Origin of the sequence: Marinibacterium sp. SX1 (assembly GCF_050389775.1) — a bacterium.
In the GTDB taxonomy this organism is placed as follows: Bacteria; Pseudomonadota; Alphaproteobacteria; order Rhodobacterales; family Rhodobacteraceae; genus Marinibacterium.
Genome location: NZ_CP177144.1, coordinates 2,745,011 through 2,766,718, shown reverse-complemented (window position 1 = coordinate 2,766,718; position 21,708 = coordinate 2,745,011). Strand labels below are relative to the sequence as shown.

Annotated in this window: 23 protein-coding genes; 10 read left to right on the top strand and 13 right to left on the bottom strand. The window is 67.6% G+C overall.

From position 1 onward, the window contains the following. The first annotated feature begins 111 nt into the window (after nucleotides 1-111). The 4 genes from ACK3BB_RS12435 to ACK3BB_RS12420 all read left to right on the top strand — a co-directional run bounded on the left by ACK3BB_RS12435 (nucleotide 112) and on the right by ACK3BB_RS12420 (nucleotide 3,955). Nucleotides 112-1,134 carry a branched-chain amino acid ABC transporter permease gene (locus tag ACK3BB_RS12435; protein ID WP_428928731.1) on the top strand — a complete coding sequence of 341 codons (1,023 nt, stop codon included), beginning with the start codon at nucleotides 112-114 and terminating at the stop codon, nucleotides 1,132-1,134. 3 nt (nucleotides 1,135-1,137) lie between these two features. Further along, nucleotides 1,138-2,334, top strand: coding sequence for a branched-chain amino acid ABC transporter permease (locus tag ACK3BB_RS12430; protein WP_428924959.1), 1,197 nt, complete (start codon nucleotides 1,138-1,140; stop codon nucleotides 2,332-2,334). A gap of 12 nt (nucleotides 2,335-2,346) precedes the next feature. Continuing rightward, nucleotides 2,347-3,102: an ABC transporter ATP-binding protein gene (locus tag ACK3BB_RS12425; protein ID WP_428924958.1), complete on the top strand. Its 756-nt coding sequence runs from the start codon at nucleotides 2,347-2,349 to the stop codon at nucleotides 3,100-3,102. Between the two features lie 97 nt (nucleotides 3,103-3,199). Continuing rightward, nucleotides 3,200-3,955, top strand: coding sequence for an ABC transporter ATP-binding protein (locus ACK3BB_RS12420; RefSeq protein ID WP_428924957.1), 756 nt, complete (start codon nucleotides 3,200-3,202; stop codon nucleotides 3,953-3,955). Nucleotides 3,956-4,609: 654 nt separating this feature from the next. On the opposite strand, the gene ACK3BB_RS12415 is transcribed toward ACK3BB_RS12420, so the two are convergent. Then, nucleotides 4,610-4,915, bottom strand: a complete 306-nt coding sequence (locus tag ACK3BB_RS12415) for an EthD family reductase (RefSeq protein WP_428924956.1) — start codon at nucleotides 4,913-4,915, stop codon at nucleotides 4,610-4,612. A gap of 249 nt (nucleotides 4,916-5,164) precedes the next feature. Here ACK3BB_RS12415 and accB point away from each other — a divergent pair, with 249 nt between their 5' ends. From accB to aat, 3 genes are read left to right on the top strand one after another with little or no spacing between them, the layout of a single operon-like run. After that, nucleotides 5,165-5,665 (top strand): acetyl-CoA carboxylase biotin carboxyl carrier protein, encoded by a 501-nt coding sequence (gene accB / locus ACK3BB_RS12410; RefSeq protein ID WP_428924955.1) that lies wholly within the window; start codon nucleotides 5,165-5,167, stop codon nucleotides 5,663-5,665. Nucleotides 5,666-5,672: 7 nt separating this feature from the next. Further along, entirely contained in the window at nucleotides 5,673-7,025 is a 1,353-nt protein-coding gene (gene accC / locus ACK3BB_RS12405) for an acetyl-CoA carboxylase biotin carboxylase subunit (RefSeq protein WP_428924954.1), read from the top strand. A 46-nt stretch (nucleotides 7,026-7,071) separates the two neighbouring features. Beyond that, nucleotides 7,072-7,704: a leucyl/phenylalanyl-tRNA--protein transferase gene (aat, locus tag ACK3BB_RS12400; RefSeq protein WP_428924953.1), complete on the top strand. Its 633-nt coding sequence runs from the start codon at nucleotides 7,072-7,074 to the stop codon at nucleotides 7,702-7,704. Here aat and ACK3BB_RS12395 read toward each other — a convergent pair. The 6 genes from ACK3BB_RS12395 to ACK3BB_RS12370 form a co-directional block, all read right to left on the bottom strand. Further along, the gene (locus ACK3BB_RS12395) at nucleotides 7,668-8,039 is read right to left on the bottom strand and encodes a DUF2155 domain-containing protein (protein ID WP_428928730.1); all 372 of its coding nucleotides are present in this window, start codon (nucleotides 8,037-8,039) and stop codon (nucleotides 7,668-7,670) included. The genes aat and ACK3BB_RS12395 overlap by 37 nt on opposite strands. Continuing rightward, the gene (mlaD, locus tag ACK3BB_RS12390) at nucleotides 8,039-8,494 is read right to left on the bottom strand and encodes an outer membrane lipid asymmetry maintenance protein MlaD (protein WP_428924952.1); all 456 of its coding nucleotides are present in this window, start codon (nucleotides 8,492-8,494) and stop codon (nucleotides 8,039-8,041) included. The genes ACK3BB_RS12395 and mlaD overlap by 1 nt, the downstream gene beginning before the upstream one ends. After that, nucleotides 8,494-8,877 (bottom strand): NADH:ubiquinone oxidoreductase subunit NDUFA12, encoded by a 384-nt coding sequence (locus tag ACK3BB_RS12385; protein ID WP_428924951.1) that lies wholly within the window; start codon nucleotides 8,875-8,877, stop codon nucleotides 8,494-8,496. The genes mlaD and ACK3BB_RS12385 overlap by 1 nt, the downstream gene beginning before the upstream one ends. Before the next feature lie 76 nt (nucleotides 8,878-8,953). Continuing rightward, nucleotides 8,954-9,334 carry a RidA family protein gene (locus ACK3BB_RS12380; RefSeq protein WP_428924950.1) on the bottom strand — a complete coding sequence of 127 codons (381 nt, stop codon included), beginning with the start codon at nucleotides 9,332-9,334 and terminating at the stop codon, nucleotides 8,954-8,956. Between the two features lie 69 nt (nucleotides 9,335-9,403). After that, on the bottom strand, nucleotides 9,404-10,669 hold the full coding sequence (clpX, locus tag ACK3BB_RS12375; RefSeq protein ID WP_428924949.1) for an ATP-dependent Clp protease ATP-binding subunit ClpX: 1,266 nt from the start codon (nucleotides 10,667-10,669) through the stop codon (nucleotides 9,404-9,406). 172 nt (nucleotides 10,670-10,841) lie between these two features. Then, complete coding sequence (locus ACK3BB_RS12370) at nucleotides 10,842-11,474, bottom strand: ATP-dependent Clp protease proteolytic subunit (RefSeq protein WP_428924948.1); 633 nt, start codon at nucleotides 11,472-11,474, stop codon at nucleotides 10,842-10,844. 423 nt (nucleotides 11,475-11,897) lie between these two features. Between ACK3BB_RS12370 and ACK3BB_RS12365 the strand changes: the two genes are divergently transcribed. Both ACK3BB_RS12365 and ACK3BB_RS12360 read left to right on the top strand, forming a co-directional pair. Then, complete coding sequence (locus ACK3BB_RS12365) at nucleotides 11,898-12,278, top strand: ArsR/SmtB family transcription factor (protein WP_428924947.1); 381 nt, start codon at nucleotides 11,898-11,900, stop codon at nucleotides 12,276-12,278. A 3-nt stretch (nucleotides 12,279-12,281) separates the two neighbouring features. Then, nucleotides 12,282-12,752: an SRPBCC domain-containing protein gene (locus tag ACK3BB_RS12360; protein WP_428924946.1), complete on the top strand. Its 471-nt coding sequence runs from the start codon at nucleotides 12,282-12,284 to the stop codon at nucleotides 12,750-12,752. Between the two features lie 217 nt (nucleotides 12,753-12,969). On the opposite strand, the gene ACK3BB_RS12355 is transcribed toward ACK3BB_RS12360, so the two are convergent. The 5 genes from ACK3BB_RS12355 to ACK3BB_RS12335 form a co-directional block, all read right to left on the bottom strand. Further along, the gene (locus ACK3BB_RS12355; RefSeq protein WP_428924945.1) at nucleotides 12,970-13,896 is read right to left on the bottom strand and encodes an ABC transporter permease; all 927 of its coding nucleotides are present in this window, start codon (nucleotides 13,894-13,896) and stop codon (nucleotides 12,970-12,972) included. Further along, a complete protein-coding gene (locus tag ACK3BB_RS12350) occupies nucleotides 13,893-14,957 on the bottom strand; it encodes an ABC transporter permease (RefSeq protein ID WP_428924944.1) in 1,065 nt (354 codons plus the stop codon). The genes ACK3BB_RS12355 and ACK3BB_RS12350 overlap by 4 nt, the downstream gene beginning before the upstream one ends. 108 nt (nucleotides 14,958-15,065) lie before the next feature. Further along, nucleotides 15,066-16,712: an ABC transporter ATP-binding protein gene (locus ACK3BB_RS12345; RefSeq protein WP_428924943.1), complete on the bottom strand. Its 1,647-nt coding sequence runs from the start codon at nucleotides 16,710-16,712 to the stop codon at nucleotides 15,066-15,068. A 318-nt stretch (nucleotides 16,713-17,030) separates the two neighbouring features. Next, nucleotides 17,031-18,146: a BMP family ABC transporter substrate-binding protein gene (locus ACK3BB_RS12340; protein ID WP_428924942.1), complete on the bottom strand. Its 1,116-nt coding sequence runs from the start codon at nucleotides 18,144-18,146 to the stop codon at nucleotides 17,031-17,033. Nucleotides 18,147-18,291: 145 nt separating this feature from the next. Further along, nucleotides 18,292-19,335: an isopenicillin N synthase family dioxygenase gene (locus ACK3BB_RS12335; RefSeq protein ID WP_428924941.1), complete on the bottom strand. Its 1,044-nt coding sequence runs from the start codon at nucleotides 19,333-19,335 to the stop codon at nucleotides 18,292-18,294. 252 nt (nucleotides 19,336-19,587) lie between these two features. Here ACK3BB_RS12335 and ACK3BB_RS12330 point away from each other — a divergent pair, with 252 nt between their 5' ends. Continuing rightward, nucleotides 19,588-20,502, top strand: coding sequence for an isopenicillin N synthase family dioxygenase (locus tag ACK3BB_RS12330; RefSeq protein WP_428924940.1), 915 nt, complete (start codon nucleotides 19,588-19,590; stop codon nucleotides 20,500-20,502). A gap of 30 nt (nucleotides 20,503-20,532) precedes the next feature. On the opposite strand, the gene ACK3BB_RS12325 is transcribed toward ACK3BB_RS12330, so the two are convergent. Next, on the bottom strand, nucleotides 20,533-21,657 hold the full coding sequence (locus ACK3BB_RS12325; protein WP_428924939.1) for a zinc ABC transporter substrate-binding protein: 1,125 nt from the start codon (nucleotides 21,655-21,657) through the stop codon (nucleotides 20,533-20,535). Nucleotides 21,658-21,708: the final 51 nt, after the last annotated feature.

Below are 21,708 nucleotides of genomic sequence, written 5' to 3'. Positions count from 1 at the left end.
GCGGGTCGGAACGGAATCTTCACGGAATACAGGCATTGACGCAATCGGTGACTCTCCGGCCCGCCGGCCGGAGAGCGCCTCGTCGCCAATTCACAAGATACGGGGGCAATGATGGACGCCATCCTGCTGCAAGTCCTCAACGGGCTCGACAAGGGCTCGGCCTATGCGCTGATCGCACTGGGCCTGACACTGATCTTCGGCACGCTCGGCGTGGTCAACTTCGCCCATGGCGCGCTCTTCATGATCGGGGCCTTCTGCGCGGTGACGCTGCAACGGGTGCTGAACCTGTCGTTCGAAACCATCGACGAGACCAAGACCGATTTCCTGGGCAATCCGCTGAAGGTCAAGACACCTTATGTCGAGGCCTGGTTCGGGCCCGAGCTGGGCGCCACGATCATCGACTGGGCGGTGCCCCTGTCGATCCTGCTGGCCATCCCGGTCATGATCCTGATCGGCCTGGCCATGGAACGCGGGCTGATCAAGCATTTCTACAAGCGCCCCCATGCCGACCAGATCCTGGTGACCTTCGGCCTGGCCATCGTGCTGCAAGAGATCATCAAGCTGTGGTTCGGCGCCAACCCGATCCAGACGCCCCCGCCGGACGCGCTGATGGGCGTGGCCAATGTCGGCGCGGCCTTCGGGCTCGACCTGCCCTACCCGATCTGGCGCATCGTCTATTTCTGCTTTGCCGCCGTGATCATCTTTGCGGTCTTTGCCTTCCTCCAGTTCACGACCTTCGGCATGGTCGTCCGGGCCGGCATGGCCGATCGTGAAACCGTGGGCATGCTGGGCATCAACATCGACCGGCGGTTCACCATCATGTTCGGCATGGCCGCGGCCGTGGCCGGGCTGGCCGGGGTGATGTACGGGCCGATCAACCCGCCAAACTACCACATGGGCATGGATTTCCTCGTGCTCAGCTTCGTGGTTGTCGTTGTCGGCGGCATGGGCTCGCTGCCCGGTGCCGTGCTGGCCGGGTTCCTGCTGGGCATCCTGGAAAGCTTTGCCTCGACGACCTGGGCCACGACAACCATTCCCGGCATCAACCAGATCATCATCTACCTCGTTGCCATCATCGTCCTGCTGACCCGCCCGCGCGGTCTGATGGGGCGCAAAGGCGTGATGGAGGACTAAGCCATGTTCGGTCTCGACAAGAAAGACACCTCGCTCCTGCTCATCGTCGCAGTGCTGACGCTGCTGGCGCCCTTCATCCTCAACCCCTTCCCCGAAGGCTCGGGCCTGGCCCAGTTCAACGCCGGCTATCCCGACCTGATGCAGCGTTTCGTGATCTTCGGGATCTTCGCCGTGGGCTTCAACATCCTCTTCGGCCTGACCGGCTATCTCAGCTTCGGTCATGCCGCCTTCCTGGGCATCGGTTCTTATGCCACGGTCTGGATGTTCAAGTTGCTGGGCTATTCGATCATCCCCGGCATCCTGCTGGCCATCGTCGTCTCGGGCGTCTTTGCCCTGGCCATCGGTTATGTCAGCCTGCGACGCTCGGGCATCTACTTCTCGATCCTGACGCTGGCCTTTGCCCAGATGTCCTTTGCCCTAGCCTATTCGGTGCTGACGCCCATCACCAACGGTGAAACCGGGCTTCAGGTCTATACCGACGATCCCCAGGTGCTGATGGGCGAAAACGCCCCCATCGTGCCCCATCTCTTCGGGATCGAGATGAATTCGACCTACAAGCTTGATGTCGGGCCCTGGCTCTTCCAGTTCAACGCCGGGTATTATTTCTGTGCCGTGGTCATGCTGGTCGTGGTCTACCTGGCCATCCGCATCTTCCGCTCGCCCTTCGGCCTGATGCTGCGCGCGGTGAAATCCAACCAGCAGCGCATGGGCTATACGGGGCTCAACACCCGGCCCTACACCCTGGCCGCCTTTGTCATCTCGGGCATGTATGCCGGGCTGGCCGGCGGGCTGATGGCCTCGATGGATCCCCTGGCCGGGGCCGAGCGGATGCAATGGACCGCCTCGGGCGAGGTTGTGCTGATGACCATCCTCGGGGGCGCCGGCACGCTGATCGGCCCGATCCTGGGCGCGGGCTTCATCAAGTATTTCGAGAACATCTTCTCGAAGATCAACGACAACGTCCTGCACCAATGGTTCGCCTTCATGCCCGACTGGCTTGAAAACGCCATGGTCTTCGTCATCCACCCGTTCATCGGCAAGGGCTGGCACCTGACGCTGGGCATCCTGTTCATGCTGGTTGTCATCTTCCTGCCCGGCGGCCTGGTCGAAGGCGGTCAGCGCCTGCTGCGCTGGATCCGAGGCGGCCGGAAAACGGCCGACGACGAAACCCCCGCCTCCTCCACCAAACCCGCCGAATAAGGAGCACCGCGCATGGGCATTCTCGACATCAAGGACGTCAGCAAGCGGTTCGGCGGGCTCAAGGCCCTGACCGACGTCAACCTCTCGGTCCAGGAAAACACCGTGCACGCCATCATCGGGCCGAACGGCGCGGGCAAGTCGACCCTGCTGAACTGCCTGGTCGGCAAGCTGATCCCGGACACCGGCTCGGTCATGTTCGACGGCCATTCGGTCCTGGGCCGCACGCCTTACGAGATCAACCAGATGGGCATCAGCCGGGTGTTCCAGACGCCCGAGATCTTCGGCGATCTCACCGTGCTGGAAAACATGATGATCCCCTGTTTCGCCACCCGCGACGGCGCCTTCGAACTCAACGCCATGAGCCAGTTCATGAAACAGAAGGACGTGCTGGAAACGGCCGAGGCCATGCTCGTCGACATGAACATGGCCGACAAGCGCCACATGCACGCCGCGGCCATGTCGCGCGGCGACAAGCGCCGGCTGGAGATCGGCATGTGCCTCAGCCAGAACCCGCGCCTGCTGCTGCTGGACGAACCCACCGCCGGCATGGCCCGGGCCGATACCAACAACACCATCGACCTGCTCAAAGAGATCAAGGACCAGCGCGACATCACCATCGCCATCATCGAACACGACATGCATGTCGTCTTCTCGCTGGCCGACCGGATCACTGTCCTGGCCCAGGGCACGCCCCTGGTCGAGGACGAGCCGCAGAACATCCGCGGCAATCCCAAGGTCCGCGAAGCCTACCTGGGCGAAAGCGCCTGAACCGGCCGGGATGGGGCAACGCGCCCCGTCCCGCGCCTACCGTCCCGTAGGATGGGTTGTCTCAACCCATCCTCCTTCAGCCCGGAGGACACCAGAGATGAACGTCAAACCCGATTTCTCCAAGAACGCCAACCAGGCCACCACCGCCCCGGCCTTCCTGTCGGTCTGGGACATGCATGCCTATTACGGCGAAAGCTACATCGTGCAGGGCATTTCCTTCAACGTCCACGAAGGCGAGATCCTGGCGCTGCTGGGCCGCAACGGCGCCGGCAAGACCACGACCCTGCGCTCCATCGCCCGGCTCGACAATCCCGAGGTGCGACACGGCGAAATCTGGCTGGACCACCAGCCCCTGCACAAGATGAAAAGCCACGAGGCCGCCACCGTCGGCCTGGGCCTGGTGCCCGAGGACCGGCGCATCATCCCCGGCCTGACCGTCGAGGAAAACCTCCAGCTGGCCCAGATCGCCCCGCCCGTCGGCTGGTCGCTCGACCGGCTCTACGGCCTCTTCCCCCGCCTCGGCGAACGCCGCAAGCAGGAAGGCGTGACGCTGTCGGGCGGCGAACAGCAGATGCTGGCCATCGCCCGGGCCCTCGCCCGCGACATCAAGGTGCTGCTACTCGACGAGCCTTACGAAGGCCTGGCCCCGGTCATCGTCGACGAGATCGAAAAGATCCTGATCCACATCAAGGAACAGGGCATGACCACCATCATCGTCGAACAGAACGCCGTGCGCGCGCTTGAACTGGCCGACCGCGCGGTGATCCTGGACACCGGGGGCATCGTCTTTGACGGCACCGCCGCCGAGGTCCTGGAAAACGACGAATTGCGGGCCGAATACCTGGCCATCTGACCTATCCGCCACACCACTCGCGAGAGCAGGGCCGGCGCGTTCCGCGCGCCGGTCCACCCTTTTCGCCCGGCGCCGCGCCGGCATAGACCCGGCAACCGGCCCTGCCTCGGCAACCAACCTCCGCCCTGAGAACCGGCCGCGCAAACCGGCCGCCGCCGGGGAAACAAGCCCGGCCTCCCGCTGCGCCCCGGATATGGTCCATCCGAAACGCCCTGGCCCGCATATCGCGCAGCCCACCTGCCCCGGCCAGGTTACCGTTCACCCCACCAGTTCTGGCTCGAACATCGCTCAGTCCACCTATATCGCCCCGGGCGTCGGCACAGCCCACGCGCCTCAGCCCGGATATTGGCACAGCCTCCCCGCACCGGCCCGAGTATCGCTCCGCCCACCTGCATCGCCCCGGGCGTCGGCACAGCCCACGCGCCTCACCCCGGACATTAGCACAGCCCACGCGCCTCACCCCGGACATTGGCACAGCCGCCCTGCATCGGCCCGGTCATCGCTCCGCCCACCAACCTCGACCCAGGCGCCGGCACAGCCCACGCGCCTCACTCCGGACATCGGAACAGCCGTCCCGCGCTGGCCCGATTATCGCTCAGCTCACCCGCCTCGCCCCGACCATCGACAGCGCAGCTGCCCTGTCCGGGACAACGTTCAGCCCACCTGTCCGATCATGATCAGGGGCACGGAATCGGTAAAATTCGGGATATCTTCCATCACCGGCCCCGATGCCCCCAGCGCCGCGTTCAGCGCCGCCTGGTCGGCGAAGGTCATGGTTGCAATGGCATGAAACGGCGTCGGCTGGCCCGGTGGCCCCGACACGCCGCGGCTGGCAAAGGCCTCCTGGATCTGCCCGCCCATATGCTCCTCGACCAGCTTCATGTGCACGTCGAAGTAATAATCGTAATCGAACCGGCTTCCTTCCGTCGCCGGATAGGCCACCTGCAGCGTCATCGTCATGGTTTTCCTCCCCCGGGGTCGCTTGCCCACCGACGCTAACACGCGCCGCCCCGCCCGACCAAGCCGCCCCGCCGCCCGGTGCCGGATTTCCGCCGCATGCCGCCCGCCCCCCTTGCCTTCGGGTCCCGTCGCGCCATCCTTGCGCCCTGCGGGGGGACGCTTTTCACCGGCGACAGCTTGGCCTATAAGCCCGCAACAGGCGGGCAACCCCTATCGGCCGGCGCCCGAACATATCGCTTGAGGGTATTCATGACGAAAGACACGCACATCTCGGATGTGGCCTTTATCAAGGCCCTGGCAGAGCTTCTGCGAGAGAACGACCTGACCGAGCTGGAGGTCACCCGCGACTATGGCGAGGACGACAGCCTTGCCGTCCGGGTCAGCCGTGCCCAGCCCGCCCCGATCGCGGCCCCCGCACCGGCACAGGTCTATGCCCCGGCGGCCGCCCCCGCCGCAGCGGCCCCCGCCATCGCCGAGGCCGCACCGGCCGCGGATGCCTCCGATCCCGCGTCGCATCCCGGCGCCGTGACCTCGCCCATGGTGGGCACCGTCTACATGCAGCCCGAACCGGGCGCGCCGTCCTTTGTCACCGTGGGTGCCCAGGTCTCCGAAGGCGACACGCTGCTGATCGTCGAGGCCATGAAGACTATGAACCACATTCCCGCGCCGCGCTCGGGCACCGTCAAGCGCATCCTCGTCGAAGACGGCGCGTCGGTCGAATACGGCTCGCCGCTCGTCATCATCGAGTGAGGCGGGCATGTTCAACAAGATCCTGATCGCCAACCGGGGCGAGATCGCCCTGCGCGTGATCCGCGCCGCGCGCGAGATGGGCATCGCCACCGTGGCGGTGCATTCCACCGCCGACAGCGACGCGATGCATGTGCGCATGGCCGACGAAAGCGTCTGCATCGGCCCGCCCCCGGGCCCGCAATCCTACCTGTCGATCCCCGCGATCATGTCGGCCTGCGAGGTCACCGGCGCCGAGGCGATCCACCCGGGCTATGGCTTCCTGTCGGAAAACGCGACCTTCGTGCAGATCGTGCAGGACCACGGGCTGACCTTCATCGGCCCCACCGCCGACCACATCCGCACCATGGGTGACAAGATCACGGCCAAGGACACGATGAAGGCCCTGGGCGTGCCCTGCGTGCCCGGGTCCGACGGCGGCGTGCCCGATCTGGACAGCGCGCGCAAGCTGGCGGGCGAGATGGGCTATCCGGTCATCATCAAGGCCACCGCCGGCGGCGGCGGCCGGGGCATGAAAGTGGCCGAAAGCGCCGAGCAAATCGAAAGCGCCTTCATGACCGCGCGGGCCGAGGCCAAGGCGGCCTTTGGCAACGACGAGGTCTATATCGAGAAATACCTCACCACGCCGCGCCACATCGAGATCCAGGTCTTTGGCGATGGCAAGGGCAAGGCGGTGCACCTGGGCGAGCGCGATTGTTCGCTGCAGCGGCGCCACCAGAAGGTTTTCGAAGAGGCCCCCGGCCCCTGCATCACCCCCGAGGAACGCGCCGAGATCGGCCGGATCTGTGCCGAGGCCGTGGCCAAGATCAACTATATCGGCGCCGGCACGATCGAATTTCTCTATGAAAACGGCCAGTTCTATTTCATCGAGATGAACACCCGGCTGCAGGTCGAACACCCGGTCACCGAATCGATCTTTGATGTCGACCTGGTGCGCGAACAGATCCGCGTGGCGGCCGGCCTGCCGATGTCCTTCGGCCAGGACGACCTGTCGATCCGCGGCCATTCGATCGAAGTGCGCATCAATGCCGAAAAGCTGCCCGATTTCTCGCCCCGCCCGGGCCGGGTGTCGGTCTATCACGCGCCCGGCGGGCTGGGCGTGCGGATGGACAGCGCGCTTTACGCCGGCTACACGATCCCGCCCTATTACGACAGCCTGATCGGCAAGCTGATCGTGCATGGCCGCGACCGGGACGAAGCCCTGGCCCGGCTCAAGCGCGCCCTTGGCGAGCTGATCGTCGACGGCGTCGACACGACCGTGCCGCTGTTCGATGCGCTGCTGGAAGAGCCGGACATTCAGTCGGGCGACTACAACATCCATTGGCTCGAAACGTGGCTGGATTCGCAGCGCGCCCAGGGCTGATCACGCACGCCGCCCGCCCCGCGGGCGGCGCCGGGGGGCCGAGGTCATGAGCCTCACCCCCGAACTTTTGCTGCATGGCTATTCCATCGGCATCTTTCCCATGGCCGAACATCGCGAAGACCCCGACATCTTCTGGGTCGATCCCAAGCGGCGCGGTGTCTTTCCCCTGGACCGGTTCCACATCTCTCGCAGCCTCGCGCGACGCTTGAAGAAAGCGCAATACCGTATTGATATAAATACGGATTTCGCCGGCGTGGTCGACGGCTGCGCGGATCGGACGGAAACCTGGATCAACGGCGAGATCCGGGCACATTACCTGTCGCTCTTCGACAGCGGCCATGCCCATTCGCTCGAAGTCTGGGACGGTGACGAACTGGTCGGCGGGGTCTATGGCGTGGTGCTGGGCGCGGCCTTCTTCGGCGAAAGCATGTTCTCGCGCCGCACCGATGCGTCCAAGATCGCGCTGGCCTACCTGGTCGACCGGCTGCGCCAGGGCGGATTCACCCTGTTCGACACGCAATTTGTCACCGATCACCTGGCCTCGTTGGGCGCCGAAGAGATCTCACGCGCGAGCTATCACCGCAAGCTGCGCGATGCGCTGATGCGCCAGTCGGATTTCACCGGCCCGGCGGTGCCCACGCCTCAGGACGTGATACAGCGCATCACCCAGATATCGTAACGGGCATGGTCCAGCGCGTTCAGCGCGGGCGACGAGGCGATCATCCAGCCGGCGAACAGCGCCTCTTCCGAACGCTCGCCCCGGATCACCAGGAAGGCATAGGCATCGCCCGTCGGGTTGTCGGACGGATAGCGGCATTCGGCCATTTCGACGACCAGGCCAAAGGCCTGGGCCGATTGGCCCGTGGGCACTTCGATGTCGATGGTCTGGCCGCTGACCTTGTCCAGCGCGCGCAATTCGGCCCCGGTGCCCGAGGCCGCGTAATCCTGCGCCCCGCCGGGCACCGCAGCGACGCCCAGCACGGCAGCCAGGCCCAGTGCAAGCGCCCTGCGGATCACTCGGACGACCCCGAGCCCGCCACGAATTTCACCAGCAGCGAGATCAGGCTGACCGCGCCCTGGGTATCGGTGACCTCGTCGCCGGCCTCGTAGAAAAAGGGCGAACCGCCGGGCATGATCTCGACAAAATTGCCGCCCAGTAGGCCCTCGGAGGAAATCACCACGGCGCTGTCATCGGGAATTTCGACGCCCTGCTGCACCGAGAAGGTCGTGCGCGCGCGATAGGTTTCGGGGTCGAGATGCACGCCGGTCACGGTTCCCAGCTTGACGCCGGCCAGGCGCACATCGGTGCCGACGCTGACCCCTTCCAGCGAACGGAAGGAGGCGCTGAGTTCATAGGCGCCGCCGCCCCGCACGCCCAGGCCGGTGGTCTGGGTGGCATAGGCGGCAAAGCCCACCGCGGCGGCCAGCACAACGGCGCCGACGGAAATTTCGGTCACGGAATGGGACATTATTCGGGGCTCCAGGCCTCGTAATCGGAACGTTCGACCGGATCGACCCGGCGGATCGAGCCCGCGGGCGCATAGGCCAGCGCGGTGCCGGTCAGGTTTTCCTGGTGGGGTTTTTCCCAGGGCTTGTGTGCCAGGGGCTGTTCGCTGGGCGGCACGTCAGAGGTGCGATGCAGCCAGGAATGCCATTCGGGATCGATGCGCGTGGCCTCGATATCGCCGTTGAAGATCACCCAGCGTTTGGCATCATTGGCGGTCTTGTAAAACACATTGCCCTGCCCGTCCTCACCGACCTTCTGCCCGTGCCGGGCGGTCCAGATCTGGGTGCCGACCGTCTGGCCGTTCCACCAGGTGAGGGCTTGGACGAGCTTGTTCTTGAAGGACATCGCATCTCTCCGGGATCTTGCACTTAAGGATATGGCCCATCGGCGCGGCGAGGTCCAGTGGGCACGGGGACACGGGTCAGCGAACCCGCGCCGTCACCTCTATCTCGATCTTCATTTCCGGGTTCTGAAGATCCGCGAAAAAGACCGTGGCGGCGGGCAGCGCCCGGGCGAAACACTCCGACAGGATCGGCCAGCAGGGTTCCCAATCGGCCCGGTCGGGCAGGATGTAGCGCACCCGCACCACGTCATCCAGGCCGGACCCGGCCTCGGCCAGCGCCTGCCCGATGGTGGCCAGCGCGTTGCGGCACTGGTCGGTCACATGTTCGGGCATGGTCATCGTGGCGTAATCGTAGCCCGTGGTGCCGGCCACATGCACCAGCCCGTCTGCCACGACGGCCCGCGAGTAACCGATGCGCGCCTCAAAGGGCGAGCCGGTTGAAATATGCCTGACGCTCATGGCGGTCTCCCAAGAAAAAGGCCGACGCCCCAAGGGCATCGACCGTGTTCTTGATGTTCTGCGCGCGGATCAGCCCGCCGTCGCCGACCCTTTTTCCTCGGCATGGATCATCAGCGGCGCGGCGTCGCAATTGGCCGCCTCTTCGTTGACGACCACCTTGGTCACGCTGTCCAGCCCCGGCAGATCGAACATCGTGTCCAGCAGGATGTCCTCGAGGATGGACCGCAGCCCGCGGGCCCCGGTCTTGCGCTCGATCGCCCGGCGGGCAATCGCGCTCAGCGCGTCGTCGGTGAACTGCAGCTCGGTGTCTTCCAGTTCGAACAGGCGCTGGTATTGCTTGACCAGGGCGTTCTTGGGCTTGGTCAGGATCTCGACCAGCGCGTCTTCGTCCAGGTCTTCCAGCGTCGCCAGAACCGGCAGACGGCCGACGAATTCCGGGATCAGGCCGAATTTCAGCAGATCCTCGGGTTCGAGATCCTTGAAGATCTCGCCCACGCCGCGTTCGTCATTGTCGCGCACATCGGCGCCAAAGCCCATGGCCGAGCCCTTGCCCCGCTGCGCGATGATCTTGTCGAGCCCGGCAAAGGCGCCGCCGCAGATGAACAGGATGTTCGTGGTATCCACCTGCAGGAATTCCTGCTGCGGATGCTTGCGCCCGCCCTGCGGCGGAACGGAAGCCACGGTGCCTTCCATCAGCTTGAGCAGCGCCTGCTGCACGCCCTCGCCCGACACGTCGCGGGTGATCGAGGGGTTTTCCGACTTGCGCGTGATCTTGTCGACCTCGTCGATATAGACGATGCCGCGCTGCGCGCGTTCGACGTTGTACTCGCTGGCCTGCAGCAGCTTGAGGATGATGTTTTCCACATCCTCGCCCACGTAACCGGCTTCGGTCAGCGTGGTGGCATCGGCCATCGTGAAGGGCACATCCAGGATCCGCGCCAGCGTCTGGGCCAGCAGCGTCTTGCCGCAGCCCGTCGGGCCGATCAGCAGGATGTTGGATTTCGCCAGCTCGATATCGTTGCCGGCCTTCTGCGCGTGGTTCAGACGCTTGTAATGGTTGTGCACGGCAACGGAGAGCACCCGCTTGGCCGTGGCCTGGCCTATCACATAATCGTCAAGAACTTCGCATATGTCCTTGGGCGTGGGCACACCGTCCGAGGATTTCAGGCCGCTGGCCTTTGTCTCCTCGCGGATGATGTCCATGCACAGCTCGACGCATTCGTCGCAGATGAACACCGTCGGACCGGCGATCAGCTTGCGCACCTCGTGCTGGCTCTTGCCGCAGAAGCTGCAGTAGAGCGTATTCTTGTTGTCACCGCTGGAATTCGTCGCCATCGTCTACCTTTCGGCCGCTGCTGTCGGGCAGCCGCTTGTCCAATCCTGTACCCGCGTCTGCACTTCCGCCCACCTGTCCGGCCAGCTTAGGCCAGCATGGGGGGGCACCACAATCTTAAATTGCCCCCCATGCGACATGGCTTCAAGGCACAATTTTACCGATGCCACCCGATCAGGCGGCACCGTCCGTTCCCTTGTCCCGGGCATCGACGATCTCATCGATATGGCCCCATTCCTTGGCCTCTTCGGGTGACATGAAGTTGTCGCGGTCAAGCGCCTTCTCCACGGCCTTCTTCGTCTGGCCCGTATGTTTGACATAGATGTCGTAAAGACGGTCTTTCAGTTTCTGCGTTTCGGCCGCGTGAATCATGATGTCGCTGGCCTGGCCCTGGAACCCGCCGGACGGCTGGTGGACCATGATGCGGCTGTTGGGCAGCGAGAAGCGCATGCCCGCCTCGCCCCCGGCCAGCAGGACCGAGCCCATCGACGCGGCCTGGCCGATCACCAGGGTCGAACATTTCGGCCGGATGTACTGCATTGTGTCGTAAATCGACAGGCCGCTGGTCACCACGCCGCCGGGGCTGTTGATGTAGATCGAGATCTCTTTCGACGGGTTCTCGGCCTCAAGGTGCAACAGCTGGGCCACGATGAGGTGGCTCATGCCGTCATGGATCGGCCCGTTGATGAAGATGATCCGCTCCTTCAGGAGGCGCGAAAAAATGTCATAGGCCCGTTCGCCCCGGCTGGTCTGTTCGACGACCATGGGGACAAGGGTGTTCATGTAGGTATCGATCGGATCGCGCATGTCGGAAAAGGCCTGCTTTGGATGTGGCGGGCAGAGGCGCCCTTTGGTGTTCAGCCGATGTTAGTCACCGCTTCGGGGGGCTTCAAGGGCCAGTTCGGCTTGCGGTTGACATTTTGTAAGCCGAAACTTACCGTAAGACATGACTAACGCATGAAATGCGGGCAATCTCCCCGCCGGGCCGCCCGGTGACTTTTTGGTGGCGCCGTTCCGTGGCCCGTACCCTGGCCGCGTGTCGGGTGACTCCATGCCCTGACGCCACCGTGGCAAGGCCCCGGATCGCGCGGACAGGCCCAGGAAACGGCGCCGACACGGGCCGACGAACAAGGGCCGAAGAACACGGCCAGGGCACGGGGAGCACGGCCCGAACGGGGTGCCGCCGGGCTGACCGGCGGGCCCGCCTTCAAACGCAAGTGACCGCATGTGATGACCGACACCGCCCAACCGGACCCCGACCGCCCCGCGCCGGCTGACCGCCCCGCCCCGCCCGGCGGCCCCGAAGCCATGCTGGCCGCGCTGGCCGATCCCACCCGCCGGGCCATCGTCGGCCGCCTGCGCCCCGGCGCCCTGTCGGTCGGCGCGCTGGCCGATGGCCTGCCCGTCTCGCGCCCGGCGGTGTCCCAGCACCTGCGCGTGCTCACCGATGCCGGCCTTCTGCACATGCACCGCGCCGGCACCCGCCGGCTCTACCAATTGTCGCCCGGTGGCGTTCAGGCACTGCGGGCCTATCTTGATGGCCTGTGGGACGATGCCCTTGCCGGATTCGCCGCCGCCGCCCATGACGCAAGCAAGAACAAGGAAGACTGACCCATGCCAAAGGACCTCGCCCCGATCGAAAAGTCCCTCTCCGTGCCGCTCGACCCCGATGCGGCCTTCACCCTGTTCACCGCGCGCATGGCCTCCTGGTGGCCGCTGGACAGTTTCTCGATGACCGCCCAGATCCAGGGCGAGCCGGCCGCCGATGTCACGGTCGAGCCTCACGAGGGCGGCAAGATCTATGAAACCCTGCCCGATGGCAGCACCGCCGAATGGGCCACGATCACCGACTGGACCCCGGGCGCGCGGCTGGCCTTCGACTGGTATGTCGGGCGCGATCCGGGCGAGGCCACCCGCGTGGCCGTGACCTTCCTGCCCGAGGGCAACGGCACCCGCGTCGAACTCGTCCATGACGGGTTCGACAGGCTGTCCGATGGCGTCGAGCTGCATGGCAATTACGACAGCGGCTGGACGCTGGTGTTTTCCACCCGGTTCGGCGGCGCGGCCCTGGCCCGCGCGGCCTGATCGGCCCGGGGTTCCGCCCCTGTCGCCGGATCTGCCACTGGTCCCGCCCCCAGCCGGACCCGAGGTCAGCGCCGCCCCCGACACGGCCCCTGTTCGCACCCTTCTTCCCGGCTCTCCCCGGCGACCCCGCCGGCATCGGCCCGGCCCCGACGATCCAGAGCCAGCGATCCTTCCCCGGTTATCCCGGCCCCGGCAAACCGACCCCGACGATCCCGCCTCAGCGATCCTGCCGGATATAGGCCCGCCCCAGAAACCCCGGCTCGGCCTGGCGCGCGCGCTTCGAAAAGGCCATCAGCACCAGAACGGCGATGGTCAGCGCATAGGGCAGCATCGACAGCAGATAGACCGGCACCTCGACGCCCATGGCCTGCAACCGCGGGATCAGCGCCTCGGCCCCGCCGAACAGTGCCGCCCCGGCGATCGCCCTGACCGGCGACCATTGCGCAAAGACCACCAGCGCCAGCGCGATCCAGCCCCGCCCGGCCACCATGCCTTCGGTCCAGATGTTCGACCCGCCGACCGACAGATAGGCCCCGGCCGCCCCGATCAGCAGGCTGCCCACGGCCAGCGCGCCCAGCTGGGCCAGCTGCACATCGACCCCCGCCGCATCGGCCGTTGCCGGGTCTTCGCCCACCGCCCTGAGCCGCAGCCCGGCCCGTGTGCGCATCAGCCACCAGCCCAACAGCAAGGCCAGGACCAGCGCCAGGTAGACCACCGCATCCTGGCGGAACAGCATCCGCCCCACGACCGGCAGTTCGGCCAGCCCGGCAGGCCAGTTCAGGTCTCCGAGCCCGGCAAAGGGCTTGTGCGAGGCCGCGCGCCCCAGCGCGGCTGACGCCCCCAGCGCCAGCGCGGCCAGCGCCAGCCCGGCCGGGATCTGCGGCGCGCGAAAGATCACCACGGCGATCATGAAGGGCAGCGACACGGCCAGCCCGGCCAGCGCCCCGGCCCCCATCGCCGCGCCCGGGCCCCAGCCGGCCAGCGCCGCCGCCGCCCCGCTCATCGCTCCCAGCGCCATGACGCCTTCCACACCGAGGTTCAGCACCCCGGCCCGTTCGCACAGCATCAGCCCCAGCGCGGCCAGCAGCAGCGGCGTCATGAAACCGGGCATCGCCCCCAGCCAGGCCGTCAGCGCCATCGTCATGCCACCGCCCTCCGCCCGATCCGCAGCCGGAACGTCGTCACGAAACTCCCGGTGACCAGCGCCAACAGGATCACCCCCTGCACCACCAGCACGATGCCCTCCGACACGCCATAGAACACCTTCAGCGAGGCGCCTGCCACGTTCAGCCCGGCGATGAACAGGGCCCAGAGCGGTATCCAGCCCGGCGCGTTGCGCGCCAGCGCGGCGATGACGATGCCGTTGAATGTCATGTTCAGCCCCACCGCCTGGGTCAGGCGGAATTCGGTGCCTGCCACGATCACGCCCCCGGCCAGCCCGGCCATCGCCCCGCCGGCCAGGATCGACACCATCAGCACCCGGCGCACAGGAAAGCCAAGCGTCCGCGCGGCGCGCGGGTTGTCGCCCACAAAGCGCGCGGCGAAGCCGAAGCGCGTGGCCCCGAGCGCCAGCGAGGCCACCGCCACCGCGAGCAGCGCGAGCGCCAGCCCGGCATTGACATCGCCCCAGCCCAGCCGGGCCAGCCGCTCGCCCGGATCAAAGACCGGCGAGGTCGGAAAGTTGAACGTCGGGTCACCGAAAGGCCCGAACAGCAGGTGCTGCATCAGCAGGTAGGCCATGTTCGACATCAGCAGCGTCACGATCACCTCGGACACGCCCAGCCGGATCTTCAGCCAGGCGGCCGGCAGGATCCAGGACGCCCCGCCAACCATCGCCGCCAGCATCATCAGCGGCAGCCTGAGCGGCCCGCCCAGGTCGTTCAGCGCCACGGCCGTGGCACAGATCGCCCCCAGCCACAGCTGGCCCTCGATGCCGATGTTCCAGAACTTCAGCCGCAGGCACAGCGCCGCGGCCAGCGCGCCCAGCATCATCGGCGTGGCCATGGTCACCGTCCTGGCCAGCCCGGCCGGCGACAGAAAGACCTGGACGACCAGCTCGTCGAACAGCGCGCCCGTCGGCACCCCGGCGGCCACCAGCACGGCCAGCGACAGGCCCAGACCCAGCGCCAGCGCGCCCAGGTAGCCCAGGGCGTTCAGCACCGGCCCCGCGCCCGCCCTGCGCTCCAATGTCACCGCATCGAACATGCCGGCCCTCCGTTCCTTCCCTTGCACCACCCGCCGACCTTTGCCCGGCCGCCAGTGTTTCCTGGCGTCCCGGGCCGCAACAGCCCCAAGCCCCGTCCGGTCATCGCCCTATCCATGGCCCAGCATCAGCTCGCCGATCCTGGCCCGGTCGGGCCGGCCGTCGGCGCTGGTGCCGATGCGGCCGCGGCTGATCACCGAAATCCGGTCCGACAGGGCCAGGATCTCTTCGAGGTCCTCCGAGATCAGCAACACCCCCGCCCCGCGCGCCGCCGCCGCGGCCAGCTGGCCATGGACAAAGGCACAGGCCGCCACGTCCAGCCCGCGCGTCGGCGAATGGGCCAGGATCAGCCGGGCCGCATCGTCCAGCTCGCGGGCCAGCACGACCTTCTGGGCATTGCCCCCCGACAACAGCCGCACCGGCCGCCGCCCGCCGCCGGTGGCCCCGGCAATGGCAAAGCGCCCGATCAGCCCCGCCGCCCGCGCCCGCATGGCCCGGGCCGAGACCAGCACCCGCCCGTGATCGCCCGCACGCAGGGCCGTGGCGCCGAGGTTCTCGGCCAGCGACAGGTTGGGCGCCAGCGCATCGGCGCTGCGGTCGGCCGGCACATAGCGCAGGCCGCGCGCCCGCCGCCCGGCCACGTCCAGCCCGTCCAGCGGCGCGCCGTCCAGCCGCAGCCCGCCGGTCGCCCCGCGCAGCCCCATGATCGCCTCGGCCAGCTCGCGCTGGCCATTGCCACCCACTCCGGCCAGCCCGTGGATCTCGCCCGGGCGCAGCACCAGCCGGGCGTCGCTGACATAACGCGCACCGCCTTCGGCCACGCTCAGCCCCTCCAGTTCCAGCAGCGCCCGGTCTCCGGGGCGCCTGCACCAGTTGTCGTCCCTTTCACGGTCCCCGCGATCCGGCACTTGGTCCGTGGCCTGATCGCACGCCGGATCGGGCCGCCCGGGCCGGGCCACGGCGGCCACGCCCTGCGCGCCGATCATCGCCCGGGACAGCTCGGCGCGGGTGACATCCTCGACCGGCCGGCGCGCCAGCACCATGCGCCCCCGGCGCAGCACCGACACCCGGTCGCCCGCGGCCATGACCTCGCGCAGCTTGTGGGTGATGAAGATGATCGCATGGCCCTGCGCCGCCAGGTCGCGCACCAGGGCCAGCAGCCCGTCGGCCTCGGCATCGGTCAGCACGGCCGTCGGCTCGTCGAGCACCAGGATCCGCGCGCCCAGCAACAGCGCCTTGAGGATCTCGACCCGCTGCTGTTCGGCCACCGACAGCGCGGCCACCGGCCGGTCCAGCGCCCCGTCCAGCCCCGAGCGCGACAGCCGGTCGACGAGCGCGGCGATCTGGGCATCGACAACGGCCCGCCGGGGCCGCACCGGCAGGCCGGCGGCGGCCAAGTGCAGGTTCTCGCGCCCGGTGAAGGGCATGACCAGCTTGAAATTCTGGTGAACCATGCCGATGCCCAGGGCCACCGCCGCGCCCGGCCCGGCGATCCGGGCCGGCGCCCCGTCGATCTCGATCCGCCCGGCATCAGCCCGGTAGATCCCCGACAGGATGTTCATCAGCGTCGACTTGCCCGCTCCGTTCTCGCCCAGCAGGGCATGCACCTCGCCGGCGGCTAGGGTGAAATCGACCGCATCCAGCACGCGGTGATCACCAAAGGACTTCGACGCCCCGCAGATGCGCAGCGCCGCAACCGCGCCGGGGACCGACGCGGGATCAAAGCCGGGAGCGGCGCGGGGATCGGGATGTTGCAAGGTCAGCGGGTCTTTCGGGCCATGGGTCAGGTTCGGGCCACGGCCCGGGTCTTTCGGGCCGTGTCAGGTGGTGCCATCGGCGCCCGGTTTCGGCAGCCGGGACTGGCTGCGCCCGGTTCCGGCAGAGGACAGTGCGGCCCGGGTTTGGCCGTGTCGGCCGGGCCATCTTGGCCGCTGCGGGGCCGTTATGGCCAGCTCCGGGCCGTTAAGACCGGTGCGGGGGCGTCAAGGCCGGTGCGGGGCCACGTGACGCAATCGTCCGGCCCCACGCGATCAGACCGGGGCCCGCAAGATTGGGCCGCCCCGGCCGATCATCCTTCAGTTCAGCGTGCCTGTCACGCCCTCGACCAGGAATTCCATGCCCCAGAGCCCGCCGTCATCCAGCACCTCGCCCTCGGGCACGACCACCGTGCCATCCTGGGCCGCGACCGGCCCGGCAAAGACCTCGAACGTGCCGGCCTCGATGGCCGCGGCGGTCTCGGCGATGCGCGCGGCGACATCCGCGGGCACGTCATCGGACAGCGGGGTCAGGCCGACGGTGCCATCGGCCATGCCCGGAAAAGCCCCCCATTCCGACGGCGCCCAGGATCCGTCCTGCAGCCCGGCCAGCGTCGGCAGCAGGTACTTGTCCCAGTGGAACACCACCGAGGTCAGATGGCCATTGGGCGCGTGCTGCGACATGTCCAGCTGAAAGCCCACCGATTTCGCCCCGGCCTTTTCGGCGGCGATGAAGGGCGCGGCCGAGGACAGGTTGTTGCCGATCACGTCGATGCCCTGGTCCAGCATGGCCTGGGCCACCTCGCCTTCCTTGACCGGATCCCACCAGGAATTGGTGTAGACCACCGTTGTCTCGATCTCGGGGTCGATGGCCTGGGCGCCCAGGGCAAAGGCGTTGACGTCCCAGTTGACCACGCCCACCGGAAAGCCCGCGACGATGCCGATTTGCCCGCTCTGCGACGTGGCCGCCGCGGCCATGCCGGCCAGGTACCAGCCCTGGTAGGTGCGCGTGTAGAACCCTTCGAGATTGGCCGCGTTGGTCGCGCCCGACGCATTCACGAAGGCCACATCGGGATGCAGCGAGGCGGCTTCCAGGATGCCTTCGGAATAGCCGTAGCCCGTGGCCACGATGACGTTGAACCCCCGGCCGACAAAGAGGTCGATGGCGTTCTTCAGGGCCGTTGCTTCCTCGGGCACGCTTTCGACGGTGGCGATGTCGAGGCCAAGCTGGTCCTCGACGATCAGGCGCGCATCGTCGAGCGCCTCGTTCCAGCCGCCGTCGCGGGCGGTGGCGGCATAGATGAAGGCCACCTTGGGCGCGCCGTCGATCTCGAAGGCCGTGGCGGGCAGCGCGGCGCCCATGGCGGCGGCCATGGTCAGGGCCATCAGCGCGCGGCGGGTCGGCGCCGGGGCCGGGCGGCGGCGGATCTGGGTCATGCGGGTCGTCTCCTGTTGGTGCTCTTGTCCGGGCGGTCTGCGTGGCGGCCCGTTCGCTGGACGGCGGCGGGCCTGCGCCCTCCGGCGGCGATGGCCGGGCGCGGCGCAGGCCGTGGCCCCCACCCGCCCCGGCCCCTGGCGGGTGTCAGTCGGTGGCCTCGCCGATGCGGTGGGCATAGGTTGCGTCGAACCGCGAGCGCACGTAATCGCCGCAGCTGATCGGCTGGTACCGGGCCGGGTTTTCGGGCGTCTGGCAGGTTGGCAGCACCTCGATCACCTCCTGGCTGTCGATGCCGAAGAAGAACGGGATCGAATAGCGTTCCCGGCCCGTCTGGTTGATCGCCCGGTGCACCGTCGACTGAAAGTAATCATTGGTCCAGCGCGCCATCAGGTCACCGACATTGACGATGAACGCCCCCGGGACGGGCGGCGCCTGGATCCAGTCGCCGGCCTGGTTCAGCACCTGCAGGGCGGGCTTTTCATCGGTGCACAGGATGGTGAAACATTCGTAATCCGAATGCGCCCCGATGCCGATCTGCTTTTCCGCCGCCGCGGCGTTCTGGTCGGGGTAATGCAACACGCGCATATGGGCCATGGGCTTGGAAATCTTGCCCAGGAAGAAATCCTCGGGCAGTTCCAGCGCCAGGGCGAAGGCCCGGAAGATCTTGTGGCCCACGGCCTGGGCCGCGGCGTGATAGGCCATCAGCGGGGCGCGAAAATCGGCCAGGTCGGGCCATTGGTTGGGCGCATAGCCATAGATCCCGGCCGCCACGTCGGGGTCGTCCTCGGCCAGGTCCAGCGCCAGGTCGAAGCCTTCGTGCAGGTCGCCGTTGTTGTCGGGATCGGTGTTTTCGCCCAGCAGCGGCGTATAGCCTCGCATGGCATCGGATTTCTCGACCGAGATCGCCTGTTTCTCGTCCATCGGCAAATCGAAGAACCGGTGCGCCGCGTCAAAGGTCGCGTCGATCACGGCCTGGGGCATGCCATGGCCCTTGGCATAGAAGAACCCGACCTCGGTGCAGGCCTTGCGCACGGCCTCGCCGACCCGAGCCCTCTCTGCCGGATCGGCGCTGTCCATCGGCGCGAAATCGATCATCGGAATTTCCTCGAAGGGCGGCACCTTGGCCTCGGTCCCCGAAGAAAAGAAAGCCCGCGGGCCGTTGCCCGTCTGAATCGTCGTCACGGTCATCCCGCACCCCCTGTGGTCGTCGCCGGGACCATCCCCGCGCCGCCCCCCGGGCGTCAATCTGGCCTGCCACACTGCGGCCCGCTCCCCCGCGCCGGCTGCCTGCGCGGCAGGCGACATGCCCGCAAAAGCATCACCCGGCAAGTCCGTCCCGACCGATCCGCCATTTCCGCCTGCCCGGCCCTGCCCGCCGGGCGCGTCGCGGGGCAGGATCGCCGGACACCCGCCCATCGCCGGCCCAGAGGGAGCGCGCCCATGACCGATATTCCCATCCTCGACTGGCAACGCCATGCCACCGCGCCCGAGGCCTTTGTGCCCGAGCTGGGCCGGGCCTGCCGCGACACCGGGTTCTTCCTGCTGACCGGCCATGGCATCGCCGACAGCCTGATCGACCGGGTGTTTGCCCAGGCCGAGACCTTCTTTGCCCGGCCGACCGATGAAAAGACGCCGCTCGACATCCGCCGCTCGCCCCACAATCGCGGCTGGGCGGCCATGGGCTCCGAGGCGCTGGACGAGACCAGCGGCCAGATGGATCGCAAGGAGGCGTTCAACGTGGGCTTCGACCTGGCCGCCGACGATCCGCGCGTGCTGGCCGGCGAGCCGTTCCGGGGGGTGAATGTCTGGCCCGACCAGGCCGGGTTCCGCGAGGCCATGCTGGGCTATTACGATGCCGTGCTGCGCCTGGGCTGCGATCTGCACGCGGCTTTCGAGCAGGATCTGGGCCTGGGACCGGGGTTCTTTGCGCCGCATTTCACCGCACCCATGGCCACCCTGCGGGTGCTGTCCTACCCGGCCGGAGGTGAGGGTATCGGGGCCGGGGCGCATACCGATTATGGGTCGATCACCCTGCTGATGTGCGACGGCGTGCCCGGCCTGCAGGTCAAGCCGCGCGGGGGCGACTGGACCGATGTGCCCCATGTGCCCGGGGCCTTTGTCGTCAATATCGGCGATTGCCTGGCGCGCTGGTCCAACGACATCTATGTCTCGACGCCCCACCGGGTGCTGCCCCCGCCCCGGCCGCGCCGGTCGATCGCCTTTTTCCTCGATCCCAATCCCGACAGCGTGATCGCCGCGCTGCCGGGAACGGGAGCCCCGAAATACCCGGCGATCACCGGGGCTGATTACCTGCGCTCGCGGCTGGATGCGACCTATGTGCCGCTGCCGGCCTGAAGCCAGGCACGCGGCGCCCGCTGCGGGGCTTCAGCCCGCGTCGTCACCCACGCAGGCCACCACCGCATCGGCCAGCTGGCCCAGCAGGGTCGGATAGAGATCCGGCCCGGGGTCGAGATCGGAGCCCAGCGGATCGAGGATGGCCACCGGCAGGCCGGCCTCTTCGGTCACGGCCTGCAACAGGCCGGGGTTGAACTGGGGTTCGGAAAAGGCGCAGGCCACGGCCCCGTCGCGGGTGGCATCGCGCAGGGCCGAGATGCGCGCCGGGCCCGGGTCGCTGTCATCGGCCGGGGTGATCGATCCCACCATGGTCAGCCCGTAGCGCGCTTCGAAATACTGGAAGGCATCGTGGAAGGCGATCAGCCCGGTCGCCCGTGCCGGGGCCAGCCGGGCCTCGATCGACGCGCTCAGGGCGGCCAGCTCGCCCGCCCCTTGCGCGGCGTTCTCGCGGTAGAGCGCGGCATGGTCGGGGTCGAGCGTCGCCAGGGTTTCGGCCAGCGCACCCATCCAGGTCGCGGCATTGAGCGGGTCGAGCCAGGCGTGGGGGTCGGTGCCGTCATGGGCATGGTCGTGGCCGCCGTGGGCGTGGGCGTCGCGGCCATCGTCCGCGCCGTGGTCGTCGTGGCCATCGTCCGCGCCATGGGCGTCGTGGCTGTCGCCCGCGTCGTGGTCGTCATCGGCGCCGTGGTCGTCGTGGCCATCGTCCACGCCATGGGCGTCATGGTCGTCATCCGCGCCATGGTCATGTTGATCGTCATGGCCCTCGACATGGCCCGCGTGATCCTCGGCCAGCCCGGCAAAGAGCGCCTCGTCGCGCATGTCGTAAAGCTGGGTGCCCGGCACCCGCAGCAGCACCATGTCGCGGCCTTCGATGGCCTCCAGCGCCCGCCCCAGCCAGGGCGACATCTCGGGCCCGACCCAGACCACCAGGTCGGCCCGCGACAACGCCCGGGCCTGCGACGGCCGCAGCGCCATGTCATGGGCCGACACGCCCGGCGGGATCAGCAGGTCGGGCGTGCCCACGCCCTGCATCACCCGCGCCACCAGCGATTGCACCGGGGCGATATCGGCCAGCACCCGCGGCACATCGGCCGCCGCGCCGGTGGCACAGGCCAACAGGCCGGGGAACAGGACGGCGGACAGGGCGTGGCGCATGGACATTTCCGAGCGGTTACAATATAACAGGTGGCGGTCGCCATAGACGGA

Excerpts from the sequence above, each read along its gene's own strand:
- ACK3BB_RS12435 (WP_428928731.1), top strand. The coding sequence starts at position 112 with ATGGACGCCATCCTGCTGCAAGTCCTCAACGGGCTCGACAAGGGCTCG.
- ACK3BB_RS12430 (WP_428924959.1), top strand. The coding sequence starts at position 1,138 with ATGTTCGGTCTCGACAAGAAAGACACCTCGCTCCTGCTCATCGTCGCA.
- ACK3BB_RS12425 (WP_428924958.1), top strand. The coding sequence starts at position 2,347 with ATGGGCATTCTCGACATCAAGGACGTCAGCAAGCGGTTCGGCGGGCTC.
- ACK3BB_RS12420 (WP_428924957.1), top strand. The coding sequence starts at position 3,200 with ATGAACGTCAAACCCGATTTCTCCAAGAACGCCAACCAGGCCACCACC.
- ACK3BB_RS12415 (WP_428924956.1), bottom strand. The coding sequence starts at position 4,915 with ATGACGATGACGCTGCAGGTGGCCTATCCGGCGACGGAAGGAAGCCGG.
- accB (WP_428924955.1), top strand. The coding sequence starts at position 5,165 with ATGACGAAAGACACGCACATCTCGGATGTGGCCTTTATCAAGGCCCTG.
- accC (WP_428924954.1), top strand. The coding sequence starts at position 5,673 with ATGTTCAACAAGATCCTGATCGCCAACCGGGGCGAGATCGCCCTGCGC.
- aat (WP_428924953.1), top strand. The coding sequence starts at position 7,072 with ATGAGCCTCACCCCCGAACTTTTGCTGCATGGCTATTCCATCGGCATC.
- mlaD (WP_428924952.1), bottom strand. The coding sequence starts at position 8,494 with ATGTCCCATTCCGTGACCGAAATTTCCGTCGGCGCCGTTGTGCTGGCC.
- ACK3BB_RS12385 (WP_428924951.1), bottom strand. The coding sequence starts at position 8,877 with ATGTCCTTCAAGAACAAGCTCGTCCAAGCCCTCACCTGGTGGAACGGC.
- ACK3BB_RS12380 (WP_428924950.1), bottom strand. The coding sequence starts at position 9,334 with ATGAGCGTCAGGCATATTTCAACCGGCTCGCCCTTTGAGGCGCGCATC.
- clpX (WP_428924949.1), bottom strand. The coding sequence starts at position 10,669 with ATGGCGACGAATTCCAGCGGTGACAACAAGAATACGCTCTACTGCAGC.
- ACK3BB_RS12370 (WP_428924948.1), bottom strand. The coding sequence starts at position 11,474 with ATGCGCGATCCGATCGATACCTACATGAACACCCTTGTCCCCATGGTC.
- ACK3BB_RS12365 (WP_428924947.1), top strand. The coding sequence starts at position 11,898 with ATGACCGACACCGCCCAACCGGACCCCGACCGCCCCGCGCCGGCTGAC.
- ACK3BB_RS12360 (WP_428924946.1), top strand. The coding sequence starts at position 12,282 with ATGCCAAAGGACCTCGCCCCGATCGAAAAGTCCCTCTCCGTGCCGCTC.
- ACK3BB_RS12355 (WP_428924945.1), bottom strand. The coding sequence starts at position 13,896 with ATGACGATGGCGCTGACGGCCTGGCTGGGGGCGATGCCCGGTTTCATG.
- ACK3BB_RS12350 (WP_428924944.1), bottom strand. The coding sequence starts at position 14,957 with ATGTTCGATGCGGTGACATTGGAGCGCAGGGCGGGCGCGGGGCCGGTG.
- ACK3BB_RS12340 (WP_428924942.1), bottom strand. The coding sequence starts at position 18,146 with ATGACCCAGATCCGCCGCCGCCCGGCCCCGGCGCCGACCCGCCGCGCG.
- ACK3BB_RS12335 (WP_428924941.1), bottom strand. The coding sequence starts at position 19,335 with ATGACCGTGACGACGATTCAGACGGGCAACGGCCCGCGGGCTTTCTTT.
- ACK3BB_RS12330 (WP_428924940.1), top strand. The coding sequence starts at position 19,588 with ATGACCGATATTCCCATCCTCGACTGGCAACGCCATGCCACCGCGCCC.
- ACK3BB_RS12325 (WP_428924939.1), bottom strand. The coding sequence starts at position 21,657 with ATGCGCCACGCCCTGTCCGCCGTCCTGTTCCCCGGCCTGTTGGCCTGT.